The following is a 15715-nucleotide window of genomic DNA, read 5'->3' as shown; positions in this document are numbered from 1 at the left end:
ACCCGAGAAGGCTGGAATACCTTTTTCCAATGACCACCACGTCCCACGTCGACGGCGGCACTCTGCCACCGATCCCGGCTGTCTCCGAGAATCCGAATCATCAACGTCGCTGGCTGGTGCTCTGCATCGTCGCGTTCGCTCAACTCATGGTGGTGCTCGACGGCACCATCGTCTCCATCGCCCTACCGGCAGCCCAGGAGGAACTGAGCATAAGCGACCTTGACCGCGCGTGGGTGGTCACGTCGTACGCCTTGGCGTTCGGTGCGCTGCTGCTCCTCGGCGGACGTATCGCCGACTACTGGGGCCGAAAGCGATCCTTCATCGTCGGCATGGCGGGCTTCGCGGTTGCCTCCGGCATCGGCGGCATCGCGCAGAGCGGTATCGAACTGTTCATCGCTCGCGCCGGCCAGGGCGTCTTCGCAGCATTGCTCGCGCCCGCTGCGCTGTCGATGCTCACCACCACCTTCATCGGAGAGAAGGAGCGCGCCAAGGCTTTTGCCGTCTACGGCGCGATCTCCGGCGGTGGCGCTGCCATCGGCCTGCTCCTCGGTGGAGTGCTGACGCAGTACGTCGACTGGCGCTGGTGCCTGCTCGTCAACATCCCGATCGCGCTGATCGCCATCGCTGCGGCCGTCCCGATCGTCAAGGAAACCAAAGCGCACGGCGACACGAGCTACGACCTTCCCGGCGCTGTCCTCATCGCCCTGGGGCTCGGCTCACTGGTCTACGGATTCACACGCGCCGAGCACGGCTGGGGTCAGGCGGACACTTTGCTGTTCATCGCACTGGGTCTGGTCTTCCTCGCGATCTTCGTGGTCGTCGAGAGCCGCAGCAAGAATCCGCTTCTACCGCTGAGCGTTCCGTGGCATCGCGATCGCGGCGCTGCTCTGATCGGCTCCATGCTGGTGGGCGCCGCCCTGCTCGGCGGCACGTTGTACCTGACGTTCTACCTGCAGATCGTGCTCGGATTCAGCCCGGTCATGGCCGGCGTCGGATCGCTGCCGATGGCGTTCTTCATCGTCTTGGCGTCGACCATCGCAGCGCAGTTGTCCACCAAGATCGGCCCCAAGCCGCTCATGGTCGCCGGCCCGCTGGTGGCAGCAGTAGGACTGCTCATGCTGACCCAGATCGAGGTACACAGCTCCTACTGGACGCACGTGTTCCCCGGCCTCGCGATCTTCGGCTTCGGACTGGGTCTGCTGATGGTGCCGATGCAGAACCTCGCACTGATCGGTGTCCCCGACCACGACGCCGGCGCTGCCAGTGCCCTGGTCAACGCCACCCTGCAGATCGGCGGCGCACTCGGAACCGCACTGTTCACCACGATCTACGCTTCGGCCAAGTCGGCCTTCACCGCCGACAACGCGGCGCCGATCCCGCCGGAAGGCATTCCTGTCGACATGTCGAATGCGACCATCCCGACCGGCGATCAATTGGCACTACTCCCCCAGCCGGTACAGGACTTCGTCGCCTCGATGACGGACTACTTCTTCGGCGCCGAGGTATCCGGATACTCAGCCGCATTCGGTTGGGCGGCAATCTTGTTGGCGATCATCGCACCGGTAGTGCTGGTTCTGGTCCGCGCCAAGAAGGGTGATCTGCCCGCCGAGGGTGCAGTCCACATGGGGTAACCCCTGTGCGCCTTTATTAACCGCCCGCGGTTAATAAAGGCGCACAGCAGGTCAGGCCTTCCTCAACACCTCAGTCACCGGAGTGCTGCTGCGGCCGATCAACTTCTGCAGGTCACCCGACTCGGTGTCCAACGCCCCCTTGGCAATTGCAGCATCGGAATCGGCGAGGATCTGCGCAACCGGTGCAGGCAGTCCGACGCTCTCGAGAATGCCTTCGTATGCCTGCTCGTCCACGAACTGGTACGCGACGGGCTTGCCGGCGAATTCGCTGATCTTTGCGGCCAATTCGGCGTAGGTGAGCCTCTCGTCACCGCCCAACTCGTACACTGCGCCTTCGTGGCCATCGGTGGTCGCGACTACTGCTGCGGCGTCGGCGTAATCCGCACGCGCCGCAGCCGCGATCTTGCCTTCCGCTCCCGCACCGACCAGTGCGCCGCGTTCGATCACACCGGCCAGGTCGTTGGTGAAGTTCTCCCAGTACCAACCGTTGCGCAACAGCGCGAACGGAATACCGCTCCGAGTGAGCACGTCCTCGGTCGCCTTGTGCTCGGCAGCAAGCTTCATCGGCGTGTCCTGAGCATTCAATATGCTCGTGTAGGCGATGAATCCGACGCCGGCAGCCTTCGCCGCGTCGATGATGTTGGTGTGTTGCGCGAGCCGTGACCCCACTTCACTTCCCGAGATCAGCACCAGCTTGTCGACGCCCGCCAATGCGGTTTCCAACGCCGAGGCATCGGCGTAGTCCGCTTGGCGTACAACTACTCCGCGGGCGGCGAGGCTTTCCGCCTTCTGTGGATTGCGGACCACTGCGACGATGTCGGACGCGGCGGCTCCCCGCTCGATCAACGACTCGACTACCAGTTGTCCGAGGTTTCCGGTTGCGCCGGTGACTGCAATGCTCATGCGAACTCCCGATCCAGGTTGAAGCGTAAATGCGTTCTGCAACCATCATGCACTTATTTTTCGTAAGTGCAACACGGCGAGTTAGCGCTATCGGATCGTGCAGTAGTAGCCTGGGTTCATGACCAGCACCGACTCACCTTCACGTGCTGCCCAGACTCCTGATCCGAATGCCGACGTCGTGGACCCAACCCTCGAGGCTGACGTCTTCGCTCGCGGGTGCAACTCTCGGGCGGCATTGCAGAATGCAACCGGACGCTGGGGCGCACTCGCACTGGCAGCACTGAACGAGGGTCCGTACCGGTTCAGTGCCCTGCGCCGACGCGTCGACGGAGTCAGCGAGCGCATGCTCTCGCAGACCCTGCAAACACTCGAGCGGGATGGCCTCGTGCACCGTGAGGTACTCGAAACCATCCCGCCCAAAGTGGAATACAGCCTGACCGAACTCGGCGCCGACGTCGCCGCAAAGATCACGGCCCTGATCGAACTACTCGAATCGCAGGTGCCGAAAATCGTTGCGTCACAAGCGTCGTACGACGCCCGGAATCAGCTCAACTTGTCCGAGAGCTGAGCGATGAACTCGTCGAATGCGTAGGGAACGCTCAGCACCGTCGGAGCGGACGTAGCCATCGCGTAGTCCATTCCGACCAGACGAACCAGACGGCCGTTCGACACCGAGGTCATGTTCGCGAACGGACCGAAGGACATCAGCTTGTCCAGGTTGGTGCCGTCGGCGTCGACGAGAATGAAGACGTCGGCGTCGAGTGTGTCGATGGATTCCATGCCCACGGACACCGAACTGTCGCCGGAAGTGCACACTGCGTCGACACCGGGCGAGGTCTTCACCCCGAGCTGGCCGAGAAGACGGATCCGCGGGTCGGTGCCGCAGAAGACGATCAGGCCCTCGTCGGTGCGCATTGCATACGTTGCGGTTTTGCCCTGGAACTGTGGGTGATCAGCGGCCTGCTTCTCGAAGTACGCCCCGGTCTCGTCGATCAGCGTCTGAGCCTGCTCCGGCTGTCCGAGCGCTGCACCGATCATGCTCATCTGCTTGTCCCACGCCGTATCCCACGGCTGGTCGGGGAACGCGACGGTCGGCGCGATGTCACTGAGACGCTTGTACTCGCCCTCGTCGATGCCGGAGTACACGGCGAGGATCACGTCGGGATCGAGCCCGAGGATCTGCTCGAACGGGATATCGGGATTGGTCGTCATGAGAACAGGCTTGGCACCGTTCAGACGCGAAGCGTCCCAGGGCAGGATGTTGTTCTCGATGCCGGCGCCGGAGAAGCTCTCCATGGCGACCGGAACCTTGTTCAGTGCGATCACCGCATCCTGGCCACTCCATCCGATGGTCACGATGCGCATAGGCTCCGCGTCGATCGTCGTCGAACCGTAGGCGTGGTCGACGGTCACGGGGAACGCCCCCACCTCGGCGGCACCCGAAGCTTCGGCGTCCGATCCGGAGTCACCTGAGGTTCCACAGGCGGAGAGCGTCAGCGCGACGCAAGCCGCGAGCAGTACGGAACGAGTTTTCATGAGTGGTCCTTCGAAAGCCGAATGGTCGACTCGGGACGCTAATGCGTTGCGCGCCTACACCCCGACTCGAAGGCCTCAGATGGCGGTTTCGCAACACAACTCGACACAAAAGACGAAAAACCCCGTGAGCCTTTCCGGTAGTGCGAACTACCGAAAAGGCGCACGGGGCCGAAGGCCCTGCCGTCAGAAGTTGATCATGTGGCCGGCGAGGCCGTGGATCGCTTCCTGCAGTGCCTCACTGAGCGTGGGGTGGGTGTGGACGTTGCGTGCCAACTCGTTGACCGTGAGGTCCCACTTCTGGGCCAAGGTCAGCTCGGGCAGCAGTTCCGAAACGTCCGGTCCGATGAGGTGCCCGCCGAGCAGTTCGCCGTACTTCTTGTCGGCGATCAGCTTGACGAAACCGGTCGGGTCACCGAGACCGTGTGCCTTGCCGTTGGCAGCGAACGGGAAATTCGCGACCTTGACGTCGTAGCCCTCGGCCTTGGCCTGCTCCTCGGTCAAACCGAACGAGGCGACCTGCGGCTGGCAGAACGTCGCACGCGGCATCATCCGGTAGTCACCGAGTGTCTGCGTCTCCGCGCCGCCGATGGTCTCGGCAGCGACGACAGCCTGAGCTTCTGCGACGTGCGCGAGCTGCAGCTTGGCGGTGACGTCACCGATGGCGAAGATGTGCGGGACGTTGGTGCGCATGTAGTCGTCGATCGCGATGGCGCCGCGATCGGTCAACGCGACACCGGTGTTCTCGAGACCGAAGCCCTCCACGCGCGGTGCGAAGCCGACGGACTGCAGAACCTTGTCGACGACCACGGTCTCGATCTCGCCGGACTTGTTGTCCTTGATCGAGACGGTGACCTTGCTGCCGTCGTCGCTGATGGACTGCACAGCGGCACCGGTCTTGATGGTGACGCCGAGCTTCTTGTACTGCTTGGCGATTTCCTTCGAGACGTCGGCGTCCTCGTTGGGCAGTGCCCGATCGAGGAACTCGACGATCGTGACGTCGACGCCGTAGTTCTTGAGGACGTAACCGAACTCCATGCCGATCGCGCCGGCACCGACGATGAGGATCGAACCCGGAAGGTCACGGGTGAGGATCTGCTCTTCGTAGGTCACGACGTTCTCGCTCAGCGAGGTGCCGGGCAGCAGCTTGGTGTACGAACCGGTCGCGATGATGGCGTTGTCGAACGTGATCGTCTCGGTGCCACCCTTGCTCAGCTCCACGCTGATGGTGTTGGCGTCGACGAACGTGCCCTTGCCGTCGTACTCCGGGATCTTGTTCTTCTTCATCAAGAAGTGAATGCCCTTGACTCGCCCGTCCGCGACCTTGCGGCTGCGATCGAAAGCGGAGCCGAAATCGAAGGACACGTCTCCGGACATGCCGAACGTCTTCGCTTCTTTCGTGAAGATGTGCGCGAGTTCGGCGTTACGGAGAAGCGCCTTGGACGGAATGCAGCCGACATTCAGGCATACACCGCCCCAGTACTTCTGCTCGATGATGGCGGTGCTCAGGCCCAGTTGTGCCGCGCGGATAGCAGCGACGTACCCACCGGGGCCGGCTCCGAGGACAACGACGTCATAGTGTGAGGTCACGATTCACCAGGGTAGTCCTGCATCGTTTCGCTGTCCCCAGATGGTCGTATTACCCGTCGGTAGCCCACACTTCTCGGGCAACTCGGGCGAAATTTCCGCCGTACACGGCCTCGATCGACGGCTCGTCGAAGCCCCGCTCACGCAATACCTGATCAAGTGTCAGCACCTCCTCCGGAGGAGTCCACTGCAGTGGCCCCCACGCGGTGTACGCCTCGGAGAACGACGACGGGTTCTGCTCGATCTCTTCGCGGAAGTCGTCGGCGTCGAATGAGAAGTCGGAGCCGATCCCGACATGATCGATGCCGACGAGTCCCACAGCCTCTTCGATGTGGTCGGCCATCGCGGACAGCCGAGCCTGGTCGTCATCCGGTCCGTTGACGCCGAGGAATATGCCCACGCCGTTGATCCCGACGACGCCGCCGGTCTCCGCACACGCTCTGGCCTGATCGTCGGTGATGTTGCGCGGATGCTCCCACAACCTTCGGAGGTTCGAGTGGCTGTAGATCATTGCTCGCTGGGTGATAGCTGAGATGTCCAACCCCGTCTGTACAGAACAATGTGAGCCGTCGACCGTCATTCCGACGCGATTCATCTCGGCAACCAGGTCACGGCCGTATCCACTCAACCCCGTGTCCGCCAGGTCCAAGCAGCCGCAGCCGGCAGCGTTCATGTAGTTATACGTCGGCAACATCGAGCGGACTCCGAGGTCGTAGAAGTACGAGACGTTGGCCAGGTCTCCCTCCAGCGGATTCGAGTCCTCCAGGTCGAAGGCCAGGGCGATTCCGCCGGACTCCTGAATCTCGACGACGCCGTCGACGGTGAAGACAGGGGTGATCTCCGGGAACTCGACCCGCGCCTGCCACGCGAAACTCTTGGCGATTGCCGTCGAGTCCGCGCGAGTCTGCGGCGAGTAACCGACGTTCACCGAAACGTAACTCCCCGCTGGGCGCTGATATCGGAGAAGATCTTCGACAGACGCGTTCGACTGCAGAGGTAGGCAACAATGTTGTTCCCATAGTGGATATGTCCGGTTCACTCACTAATCCCGTCGATGATCAGGGAAATTCACCTGAAACTGGTCGTACGTTCAGCAAATCTCTGGTTCACTGGCGGATAACGCACCGATGCGGTAGAACTTACAAGACTCACACGCCCTGTACCTATCGACAGAGCATGTACCCAGCATGAATTCCCGTACGGGAACAGCAACAAAGGACCGTTCACTCCTGGGCGGATTCGAAGGAATTTTAGGTGGAGGTTTCTGAACGTATGCGTGCTCGCACTTTCAAGCGTGGCCGTCTGGTCGCCGCTGTAGCCGCAGTATCCGTGCTGCCGATGCTGATCAGCCCTGCAGTGTCGTCCGCAGGCGGAGATCCGTCGACCACCACGGCAACTGTTGCCAAGGCAAACACAACGGGTTCCAAGCTCTCGAGCCGCACGGACAACGGGCGCATCGCCACCATCAAGGTGTACTCACCTTCCATGGGACGCGACATTCCGCTCGAGGTCATCCTCCCGGCAGACGGCAGCGAACCCCGCCCGACCCTCTACCTGCTCAACGGTGCAGGCGGCGGCGAAGACCGGGCGACGTGGCAGCGTCAGACCGACGTCAACGAGTTCTTCGCTGACAAGAACGTCAACGTCGTCACCCCGCTCGAAGGTGCATTCAGCTACTACACCGACTGGGTGAACGACGACCCGTCCCTCGGCCGTCAGAAGTGGCAGACGTTCCTGACCCAGGAACTCCCGCCCGTCATCGACGCCGAGTTCAACACCAACGGCGTCCAGTCGATCTCCGCGATCTCGATGACCGCGACCTCGGTCCTCAACCTCGCCATCGCAGCTCCGGGCCTCTACAAGGGCGTCGGTGCATACAGCGGATGCGCCGAGACCAGCACACCGGTCGGCCAGTCCTCCATCGAACTGGTTGTGGGCATGCGCGGCGACGCTGACGTGACCAACATGTGGGGCCCCCTCGACGGCCAGGGCTGGATCGACAACGACCCCGTCGTCAACGCCGAGAAGCTCCGCGGCACCGAGCTCTTCATCTCCACCGGCTCCGGACTCCCCGGCCCGCACGACACCCTGAACAACGAGGCGATCAACGGACAGGTCGGCACACTCGCCAACCAGGTGATCGTCGGCGGCGTCATCGAGGCAGCAGTCAACTACTGCACCCACAACCTCGCCTACCGCCTCAACGATCTCAAGATCCCGGCCACCTTCGACTTCAAGCCGACCGGCACCCACTCGTGGGGCTACTGGGAAGACGATCTCCACAACTCCTGGCCGATGCTCGCTCGTTCGATGGGCATCTGACCGAAATCGTTCCGACTCGACCCCGCTCCCTGCACTTCCGGGAGCGGGGTCGAGTGCTTGTCTGGGCCGATTCGGGGGTTGATTCGGGGGTTAATTCCGGGGCCAATTCAATTGTCAGGCAATCGAATCGCGTCACTTTCTGCGCCCGCTCTGCTTTACTGACACATAACAAAAAGTGAACCTGTTCCAGTAAGGGCTCACAGGCACTTCGATCCGTTCCGGATCCGAAGACATTCAGGTGGAGGATCCGAACGTATGCGTGCTCGAATTTTCAAGCGTGGCAGTGTGATCGCAGCTCTCGCAGTGGCCACGGTGCTGCCGATGCTGATCAGTCCGGCGACAGCTTCTGCGGGCGGTGACACGTCCGGATCGCACGTCGTGAGCAACACCAAGACCGGCGACCGCAAGGTCACCATCTCGGTCTTCTCCCCGGCGATGGATCGCAACATCCCGCTCGAGGTCATCCTCCCCGCAGATGGCAGCGAACCCCGCCCGACGCTCTACCTGCTCAACGGTGCAGGCGGCGGCGAAGACTCGGCGACCTGGCAACGCAAGACCGACGTCATGAACTTCTTCCAGGACAAGAACGTCAACGTCGTCACTCCACTCGAAGGCGCGTTCAGCTATTACACCGACTGGGTGAACGACGATCCGGTTCTCGGTCGCCAGAAGTGGCAGACGTTCCTCACCAAGGAACTCCCGCCCGTCATCGACGCCGAGTTCAACACCAACAAGGTCCAGTCGATCTCCGCGATCTCCATGACCGCGACCTCGGTCCTCAACCTCGCCATCGCGGCTCCCGGCCTCTACAAGGGCGTCGGGGCGTACAGCGGATGCGCTGAGACCAGCACCCCCGTCGGTCAGAGTGCGATCGAACTTGTCACAGGTACCCGCGGCGGAGCTGACATCACCAACATGTGGGGCCCGCTCGACGGTCAGGGCTGGAAGGACAACGATCCGGTCCTCAACGCCGAGAAGCTCCGCGGCACCGAACTCTACGTCTCCACCGGCTCCGGACTCCCCGGCCCACACGACACTCTCGCCAATCCCGCGATCAACGGTCAGGTCGGTGCGCTCGCCAACCAGGCGATCGTCGGCGGCGTCATCGAGGCAGCGGTCAACTACTGCACCCACAACCTCGCCTACCGCCTGAGCGATCTGAAGATCCCGGCCACCTTCGACTTCAAGCCGACCGGCACCCACTCGTGGGGCTACTGGCAGGACGATCTCCACAACTCCTGGCCGATGCTCGCTCACTCCCTGGGCGTCTGACCCGATTCGTTCTCACTCGACCCCGCTCCAGTGTTTCGGGAGCGGGGTCGAGTGCTGTCGGGAGCGAGCAGTAAGAATGGACGTATGACTTCCGATCAGCAGCCCACCACCGGCGACGACCCCTACCTCTGGCTCGAAGACGTGACCGGTGAGTCTGCACTCGATTGGGTCCGTCAGCACAATGCCGTGACCGAGGAGCAGCTCACCGACAACGAGCGCTTCGATCGACTACAGAGCGACGTGCGCGAGATCCTCGATACCGACGCGCGAATCCCCTACGTCCGCCGTCGAGGTGAGTTCCTCTACAACTTCTGGCGCGACAGCACCCACGTTCGCGGATTGTGGCGACGCACGACGTTCGATCAGTACGTCACCGACGACCCGGAATGGGACGTCCTGGTCGACCTCGACGCCCTGGCCGAGGCCGAGGGCGAGAACTGGGTCTGGAAGGGCACGCAACTTCTACGGCCACACCGCAACCGTGCATTGATCAGCCTCTCCCGCGGCGGGGCAGACGCGGCGGTCGTTCGCGAGTTCGACATCGACAAGCGCGAGTTCCTCGCTCCCGAGGGCGAGAATCCCGGCTTCTACCTTCCCGAGGCCAAGACCGACATCGACTGGATCGACATCGATACCGTCTACGTCGGAACGGATATCGGACCGGGGTCGCTCACCGATTCCGGATATCCCCGTCTGGCCCAGCGGTGGAAGCGCGGCACTCCCCTCTCCAGCGCCGAGACCGTCTACGCGGGCCAGGCCACGGACGTGGCCATCTCGGCTTCGCACGATCCGACGCCCGGGTTCGAACGGGACTTCGTCACTCGCTCGGTCGATTTCTACAACTCTCAGCATTTCGAAGTTCGCCCCGACGGTGAACTGGTGCTCGTGGACGTCCCCGAGGACGCCGGGATCTCGATTCACCACGAGTGGTTGTTGATCCGCACCAAGTCCGTGTGGGCCGTCGAGGACACCGAATATCCGACCGGCGCACTGCTTGCCATCCGTTACGACGATTTCCTTGCCGGCTCACGAGCACTGACATCGATCTTCGAACCCGACGCACATTCCTCGCTCGAGCACTACACCTGGACACGCGATCATCTGATTCTGGTGGTCCTGACCGACGTGCGCACGACGCTGCGAATCCTGACGCCGGGCGAAAACGGCTGGGAGGATCGACCTTTCGAAGGGCTTCCAGAACTGACCAGTATCGAAATTCTCGACACCGACCCTGATGTCAGCAACGAGTACTTCGTCAATTCGAGTGGATACACCTCCCCTGCAACTCTTTTGCACGGCGTGATCGGCGAAACCGAACCCACTGCCCTCAAGCAGGCTCCCGCGTTCTTCGACGCCGAGGGCATCACCACGGAGCAGTTCTTCGCCACCTCTGCCGACGGCACCCAAGTTCCGTACTTCGTGGTGCGCAGTCCGCGTAGCGAGCCCGGCCCTACCCTGCTCTACGGGTACGGCGGATTCGAGATCTCGCTGACACCGTCGTACAGCGGTTCTCTGGGCCGTGCCTGGCTGACGCAGGGCGGAACCTATGTGGTTGCGAACATTCGTGGTGGCGGCGAGTACGGACCCGGTTGGCACACACAGGTTCTCAAGGCCGGGCGCCACAAGGTGCACGAAGACTTCGCTGCCGTCGCGAGAGACCTCGTCGATCGCGGAATCACGACCCCGGATCTTCTGGCAGCTCAGGGCGGTAGCAACGGCGGCCTGCTGATGGGCATCATGCTGACCAAGTACCCCGAGCTCTTCGGCGCCATCGTCTGTCAGGTCCCGCTGCTGGACATGCGCCGATTCCATCTCCTGCTGGCCGGCGCTTCGTGGATGGCCGAATACGGTGACCCCGATGTCCCGGAGGAGTGGGCATTCATCTCGGAGTACTCGCCGTATCAGAACATCGACGCCGCCGCGTCGTACCCACCGATCCTGATCGCGACGTCCACCCGCGACGACCGCGTCCACCCCGCGCATGCCCGCAAGATGGCCGCACGGCTGGAAGAGCTGGGCAAGCCGGTGCTGTATTTCGAGAACATCGAGGGTGGCCACGGCGGCGCCGCGGACAATGCTCAGCTGGCCTTCAAGACTGCGCTGACCTACGAGTTCCTCTGGCAGAAACTCGCCTGATCTTTCAGCGGTCGCGCAACCACGCGACGACGCGCTCGCTCACAGCGGTGGGATTGCGTATCCAACCGTTGTGACCGAGTGGTTCGTCGATGTGCGTCATCGTCACTTGGGCCCCGGAGAGCTTGTCCACCAGGTTCTTTGCCGACCGGCGTGGAGCGAGATCGTCCCCTTCGATCGTGATCGACAGAACCGGCAAGGTCAGGCGAGCGATCCGCTCCTCGTAGTCGATATCCGCACCGACGGGTTCCATGCGACCGGTCCTGGCGAACCGGGCCCAATCGGTGATCAGTACTTTCGACTGTCGACCGAAGCCGCCGACGTTGACCCGGTCTCCAGGCCAGAAGCCGGCGATGTTGGCTGTCACCGACATCGCGGACGAACCCAGATAGAGTCCGGGCGCACGGATTCCGGGGAATCCGCGGTGATACGGCGATCCGGAGGCAACCAGGATCAGTCCGCCGAGCCGGCCCCGAATCCTCGACGCGTACATGACCCCGATCTGGCCGCCCATGCTGTGCCCCATCAGAAATGGTGTGCTGGCCGGAAACCGCTCACGCACCACCTCGAACGTCGCCGGACAATCGATCGAGACCAGTTCCTGATATCCGAAAACACTCGACGCGCTCGGGCGCGGTTTGCTGTCACCTTGGCCACGCAGTTCACCGATGGCCGCATTGAAGCCGGCTTCGACCAGGGCCTGCGCCACCGGATCGTAGAACCCGGCGGGAACTCCGAGCCCGGGCAACATCACCACCACGGGTGCGTCGTCGTTCGGTCCGGGAAACAGACGGATCGGGGTCACGGTGCCGTCGGGGAGTTGGATCGGTACGGTCTCCATTCAACTCACACTAACCACCCACGCCGCGGATGGGCAGAGCCCACGCGCCGACTATTCGAGGCTTCCCACGATCAGCGGATCCGGAGTACCCACGATCTCGTAATCCTTGTTGTCGTAATCGAACTGACTGAGCACGTGACGCATCGCGTTTATCCGTGCGCGTTTCTTGTCATTGCTCTTGATGACGGTCCACGGAGCGGTGTCGGTATCGGTGAACCGGATCATCTCTTCCTTCGCCGCCGTGTACGCATCCCACTTGTCCAGAGAAGCGATGTCCATCGGCGAAAGCTTCCACTGCCGCACGGGATCGACCTGTCTGATCGCGAACCGCGTGCGCTGCTCCAGCGGGGAAACCGAGAACCAGAACTTGATCAAGCTGATGCCGTCGTCGACGAGCATCTGCTCGAACAACGGCACCTGGCGCAGAAATCGCTCATGCTCCTCGTCGGTGCAGAAACCCATGACCCGCTCGACCCCGGCCCGGTTGTACCAAGACCGATCGAACATCACCAGTTCCCCGGCAGCCGGAAGGTGCTGCACGTAGCGCTGGAAGTACCACTGCGTCGACTCGCGGGCCGACGGCTTCTCCAATGCGACGACCCGTGCGCCGCGAGGATTGAGGTGCTCCATGAATCGTTTGATCGTTCCGCCCTTGCCGGCAGCGTCGCGTCCTTCGAACACGATGGCGTGCCGTGCGCCGGTTTCCTTCGACCAGTTCTGCAGCTTGAGGAGTTCGATCTGCAGCAGACGCTTGGACATTTCGTACTCGTCCCGAGGCATCCGTGCGTCGTACGGGTAGCCCTCCCGCCAGGTGTCGACCTCGAAACCGTCCGGCGACGTCAGCAGCACCGGATCGTCGTCGTCATTGTCGTCGACGGTGAAGGCGGCGGTGTCGGCCAGATCGACGGCGGTCGAGAGATCCGCGAAGGCGCTGAGGAACGGTCGGCGTTCTGCTAAATCGGTCACCGCCGACAAGGTAGTCTCCCGCAGCAACCGTTCGGTGAAGCTGGGATGAACTACCGGGGTATGACACGACGGGCTCAAAAGATCAGGGTGCAGATGGGGGTCGTCCCCGATGGTGCCTGATGCGATCTCGCTTCAGAATTGAAGCATGACATTCGAAAGCAACACACCTCGCCCCTTCACCCGTTCCAACGACAAGAAAATGTTCGCCGGAGTGTGCGGCGGAATTGCAGATTACTTCGGCGCCGACGTCAATCTTGTCCGTCTACTCGCCGTTATCGCCGCTATTTGCACGGGCGGAACCGCGGCTTTGGTATATCTCGCCGCCTGGATGCTCATGCCGTTAGGTTGAGGATTCCGGCACCTGACATGGCGAGAATTACGCGCCGACAAAAGGTATTTCGGGGCCTACGCGCCAACACGAGCAGGCCCCGAAATCAACAATCTACTTGGCGGCCTTCAACTCTCCACCGCTGAGCGCAGCGAGGGCCTCGAGACCCTTGACGGCCAGGCCACTGACGCTGCCCAACCCCTGACCGATGATCGCACCGACTGAGCCGGCAGCGTCCATGACAGATCCTTCAAGCATGACGTTCTCCTTTAGATGTTCAGTGGTTCACTTGGGACGAGCAAATGACGCCGATCAGAAAACTCAGGGAACGACAGGCGGCGTAAAGCTGAGGGTGTCGAGAGATCCGAAGATTCCACCGGCGGTGTCAGCCAGTGAACCGAAGAGGTTTGCACCGACATTGTCCAATCCCAGCAGCATTGTCAGCAAAGCCTGCATCGGTGCACCGTCCCCATTCGGACCACCGAGAATATCCATCAACGAACCCATGTTCAGCTCCTCGCGTAGGTGATTCTTTTTACCGTCGGTGACGATTATCGAACCAGTCCGGCGGTAGACACTCGACGTGTCGACAGTCACATTAATCCGCGAGATAACGACTCGACACCACTACGGACAATTACCTTAATTAGGATGAATTCGACAGAAATTTCCCGAACACAAATCGTCGATTCACCACAAGTTCCGACGCAAGTTGCACTTTATCGTTCGACTACCTCACGATTTTGGTCAGAAACTGCCTGCAAAAGCGTCGTGAACCCCACCCGCAACAATTCGACGTAGTGCTCGATATCCGGCATCGTCTCTTGCGAGACGATGACATTGAGCGTCAGAGAACCTCCACGCGCGGCAATGAGGAAGTGGCGCAGAATATCTCCGTCGACCGGCGCCTGCCCGCCGAGAACTGCCACCGCCGGCGCACCTTCGAAAACATTGCCGTCGACCGATACCGGGACATTGCTGATCGTCGTGTTCTGAATGACCTTGTGCGAAGGGTCCAGCTTGTTGAGCCGACGCGAGAGACCGGTGAGTCTGAGCAGAGCCGCAGGCGAGGTTTCGATGCGTGTGCCGTAACGACGGACGGCTGGGTGCGAACTCCGCCCCTTTGCCATCAGCGCCGAATCCCTGATCAGTGTCAGCCGCTCGACCGGATCTTCGACGTCCGTGTGCAGATCGACCGTCAACAGCGCCAGTTGGTTGGCCGATTCCCATTCGGCTATCTGCCGCATCGATCGGGGAACCATCGCCGCCAACCCACTGGCCGACTTCTCGCCCTTTTCCGACAGGTATGCGTCGAGAGCACCGGCGACCACGGTCAGGAAGATGTCGTTGACCGTCACGTCCGGAACGGCCGCTCGGATCGCTTTGATGTCTGCGCCGTCCAGCGTCAGGAAATCGATCGTGATGTCTCCGCCCAGCACGCCGTTGAATCGGGTCGGTAGGCGGTCGGCCGAGTACGTAGGCAGCTCTCCGGCCTCTTCCGCCTCCCGAACCGTCTCGGCCGCAACCTTTGTCACGGACAGACCCCGGCCGAAACGGATCGCCTGGCCGGGCAAACCGACGACCGTGCGCCCGATCAAATCCAGCGACGAAAGCCCCGAACCGGCACGCTTCGTCTCCGGCTTCGGCGGACCGGAGAACAGAAGGTTGGTCAGATCGCGGATCGCCAGACCGTCACCAGCCCCGTGGTGGGTCTTGAGCATGATCAGCGTCAGATTGCCCGGCAGCTCGTCGATCCCGTGCACGCCGGTCATGACGTGCAACTCCCAGGGCGGCCGGGACAGGTCCATCGGCTCCCCGAGCGAGCGCCCGAGCAATTCACGAACCGGGGCCCACCCGGCAACAGGGGCACGATGGACGTGCACGTGATCATCGACGTCGAAATCGGCCGGGACCCAATAGGGATAGTCCAGATCCAGCGGAACTCGCTGGAGTCGACTCGTGAACAGTGGCCAGTACCCGAATCTTTCGGTGATCCACCGAACCGCGTCGTCGTGCGTCATCTCTGCGAGCGGATGGCCCGTCGTGTCGAAGAAGTAGGCGCAGACCATGTGGCTCAGATGTCCGCCGGACTCGTTGTAGACGAACTCCGCGTCTCGCGGTCCCATCTGAGATACCGCGGCTGGCAACGAGTTCCGAAAGATCATGCATGCCCCTCAATTCCGACGCTGAACGAATGTC

At 62.0% G+C, this 15715-nt stretch carries 15 protein-coding genes; 6 read left to right on the top strand and 9 right to left on the bottom strand.

Annotation, left to right across the window (positions count from 1 at the left end; all coding sequences use genetic code 11):
- Positions 1–29: 29 nt before the first annotated feature.
- Entirely contained in the window at positions 30–1631 is a 1602-nt protein-coding gene (locus tag ACBG85_RS07720) for an MFS transporter (protein WP_372026802.1), read from the top strand.
- A gap of 51 nt (positions 1632–1682) precedes the next feature.
- Here ACBG85_RS07720 and ACBG85_RS07715 read toward each other — a convergent pair whose 3' ends face one another.
- Positions 1683–2534, bottom strand: coding sequence for an SDR family oxidoreductase (locus tag ACBG85_RS07715; RefSeq protein WP_058038500.1), 852 nt, complete (start codon positions 2532–2534; stop codon positions 1683–1685).
- A 118-nt stretch (positions 2535–2652) separates the two neighbouring features.
- On the opposite strand from ACBG85_RS07715, the gene ACBG85_RS07710 reads away from it, so the two are divergent.
- Positions 2653–3102, top strand: a complete 450-nt coding sequence (locus tag ACBG85_RS07710; RefSeq protein WP_007735410.1) for a helix-turn-helix domain-containing protein — start codon at positions 2653–2655, stop codon at positions 3100–3102.
- On the opposite strand, the gene ACBG85_RS07705 is transcribed toward ACBG85_RS07710, so the two are convergent.
- The 3 genes from ACBG85_RS07705 to ACBG85_RS07695 all read right to left on the bottom strand — a co-directional run bounded on the left by ACBG85_RS07705 (position 3078) and on the right by ACBG85_RS07695 (position 6693).
- Positions 3078–4070 carry an iron-siderophore ABC transporter substrate-binding protein gene (locus ACBG85_RS07705; protein WP_054781530.1) on the bottom strand — a complete coding sequence of 331 codons (993 nt, stop codon included), beginning with the start codon at positions 4068–4070 and terminating at the stop codon, positions 3078–3080. The genes ACBG85_RS07710 and ACBG85_RS07705 overlap by 25 nt on opposite strands.
- Before the next feature lie 183 nt (positions 4071–4253).
- Complete coding sequence (lpdA, locus tag ACBG85_RS07700; RefSeq protein ID WP_003941477.1) at positions 4254–5657, bottom strand: dihydrolipoyl dehydrogenase; 1404 nt, start codon at positions 5655–5657, stop codon at positions 4254–4256.
- 49 nt (positions 5658–5706) lie between these two features.
- Complete coding sequence (locus tag ACBG85_RS07695; RefSeq protein WP_058038501.1) at positions 5707–6693, bottom strand: dipeptidase; 987 nt, start codon at positions 6691–6693, stop codon at positions 5707–5709.
- A 233-nt stretch (positions 6694–6926) separates the two neighbouring features.
- On the opposite strand from ACBG85_RS07695, the gene ACBG85_RS07690 reads away from it, so the two are divergent.
- From ACBG85_RS07690 to ACBG85_RS07680, 3 genes are all read left to right on the top strand, one after another.
- Complete coding sequence (locus ACBG85_RS07690) at positions 6927–7976, top strand: alpha/beta hydrolase family protein (RefSeq protein ID WP_021343370.1); 1050 nt, start codon at positions 6927–6929, stop codon at positions 7974–7976.
- A 255-nt stretch (positions 7977–8231) separates the two neighbouring features.
- Positions 8232–9248, top strand: a complete 1017-nt coding sequence (locus ACBG85_RS07685) for an alpha/beta hydrolase family protein (RefSeq protein WP_003941485.1) — start codon at positions 8232–8234, stop codon at positions 9246–9248.
- 84 nt (positions 9249–9332) lie between these two features.
- On the top strand, positions 9333–11384 hold the full coding sequence (locus ACBG85_RS07680; protein WP_058038502.1) for a prolyl oligopeptidase family protein: 2052 nt from the start codon (positions 9333–9335) through the stop codon (positions 11382–11384).
- Positions 11385–11388: 4 nt separating this feature from the next.
- On the opposite strand, the gene ACBG85_RS07675 is transcribed toward ACBG85_RS07680, so the two are convergent.
- Both ACBG85_RS07675 and ppk2 read right to left on the bottom strand, forming a co-directional pair.
- Positions 11389–12222 carry an alpha/beta fold hydrolase gene (locus tag ACBG85_RS07675; RefSeq protein WP_020906717.1) on the bottom strand — a complete coding sequence of 278 codons (834 nt, stop codon included), beginning with the start codon at positions 12220–12222 and terminating at the stop codon, positions 11389–11391.
- Positions 12223–12273: 51 nt separating this feature from the next.
- Entirely contained in the window at positions 12274–13188 is a 915-nt protein-coding gene (ppk2, locus tag ACBG85_RS07670; protein ID WP_024487730.1) for a polyphosphate kinase 2, read from the bottom strand.
- A gap of 145 nt (positions 13189–13333) precedes the next feature.
- On the opposite strand from ppk2, the gene ACBG85_RS07665 reads away from it, so the two are divergent.
- The gene (locus ACBG85_RS07665) at positions 13334–13537 is read left to right on the top strand and encodes a PspC domain-containing protein (protein WP_003941534.1); all 204 of its coding nucleotides are present in this window, start codon (positions 13334–13336) and stop codon (positions 13535–13537) included.
- A 93-nt stretch (positions 13538–13630) separates the two neighbouring features.
- Here the strand turns inward: ACBG85_RS07665 and ACBG85_RS07660 are convergent, their stop codons facing one another.
- The 3 genes from ACBG85_RS07660 to ACBG85_RS07650 form a co-directional block, all read right to left on the bottom strand.
- A complete protein-coding gene (locus ACBG85_RS07660) occupies positions 13631–13774 on the bottom strand; it encodes a hypothetical protein (protein ID WP_003941503.1) in 144 nt (47 codons plus the stop codon).
- A gap of 63 nt (positions 13775–13837) precedes the next feature.
- The gene (locus tag ACBG85_RS07655; protein ID WP_003941513.1) at positions 13838–14113 is read right to left on the bottom strand and encodes a hypothetical protein; all 276 of its coding nucleotides are present in this window, start codon (positions 14111–14113) and stop codon (positions 13838–13840) included.
- Positions 14114–14235: 122 nt separating this feature from the next.
- Positions 14236–15681: a wax ester/triacylglycerol synthase domain-containing protein gene (locus ACBG85_RS07650; protein ID WP_054781531.1), complete on the bottom strand. Its 1446-nt coding sequence runs from the start codon at positions 15679–15681 to the stop codon at positions 14236–14238.
- Positions 15682–15715 lie beyond the last annotated feature (34 nt).

It is taken from the genome of Rhodococcus sp. NyZ502 (assembly GCF_041464245.1).
GTDB classification, from domain to species: Bacteria; Actinomycetota; Actinomycetes; order Mycobacteriales; family Mycobacteriaceae; genus Rhodococcus_F; species Rhodococcus_F qingshengii.
This window is presented reverse-complemented; position numbering and strand designations above follow the sequence as displayed.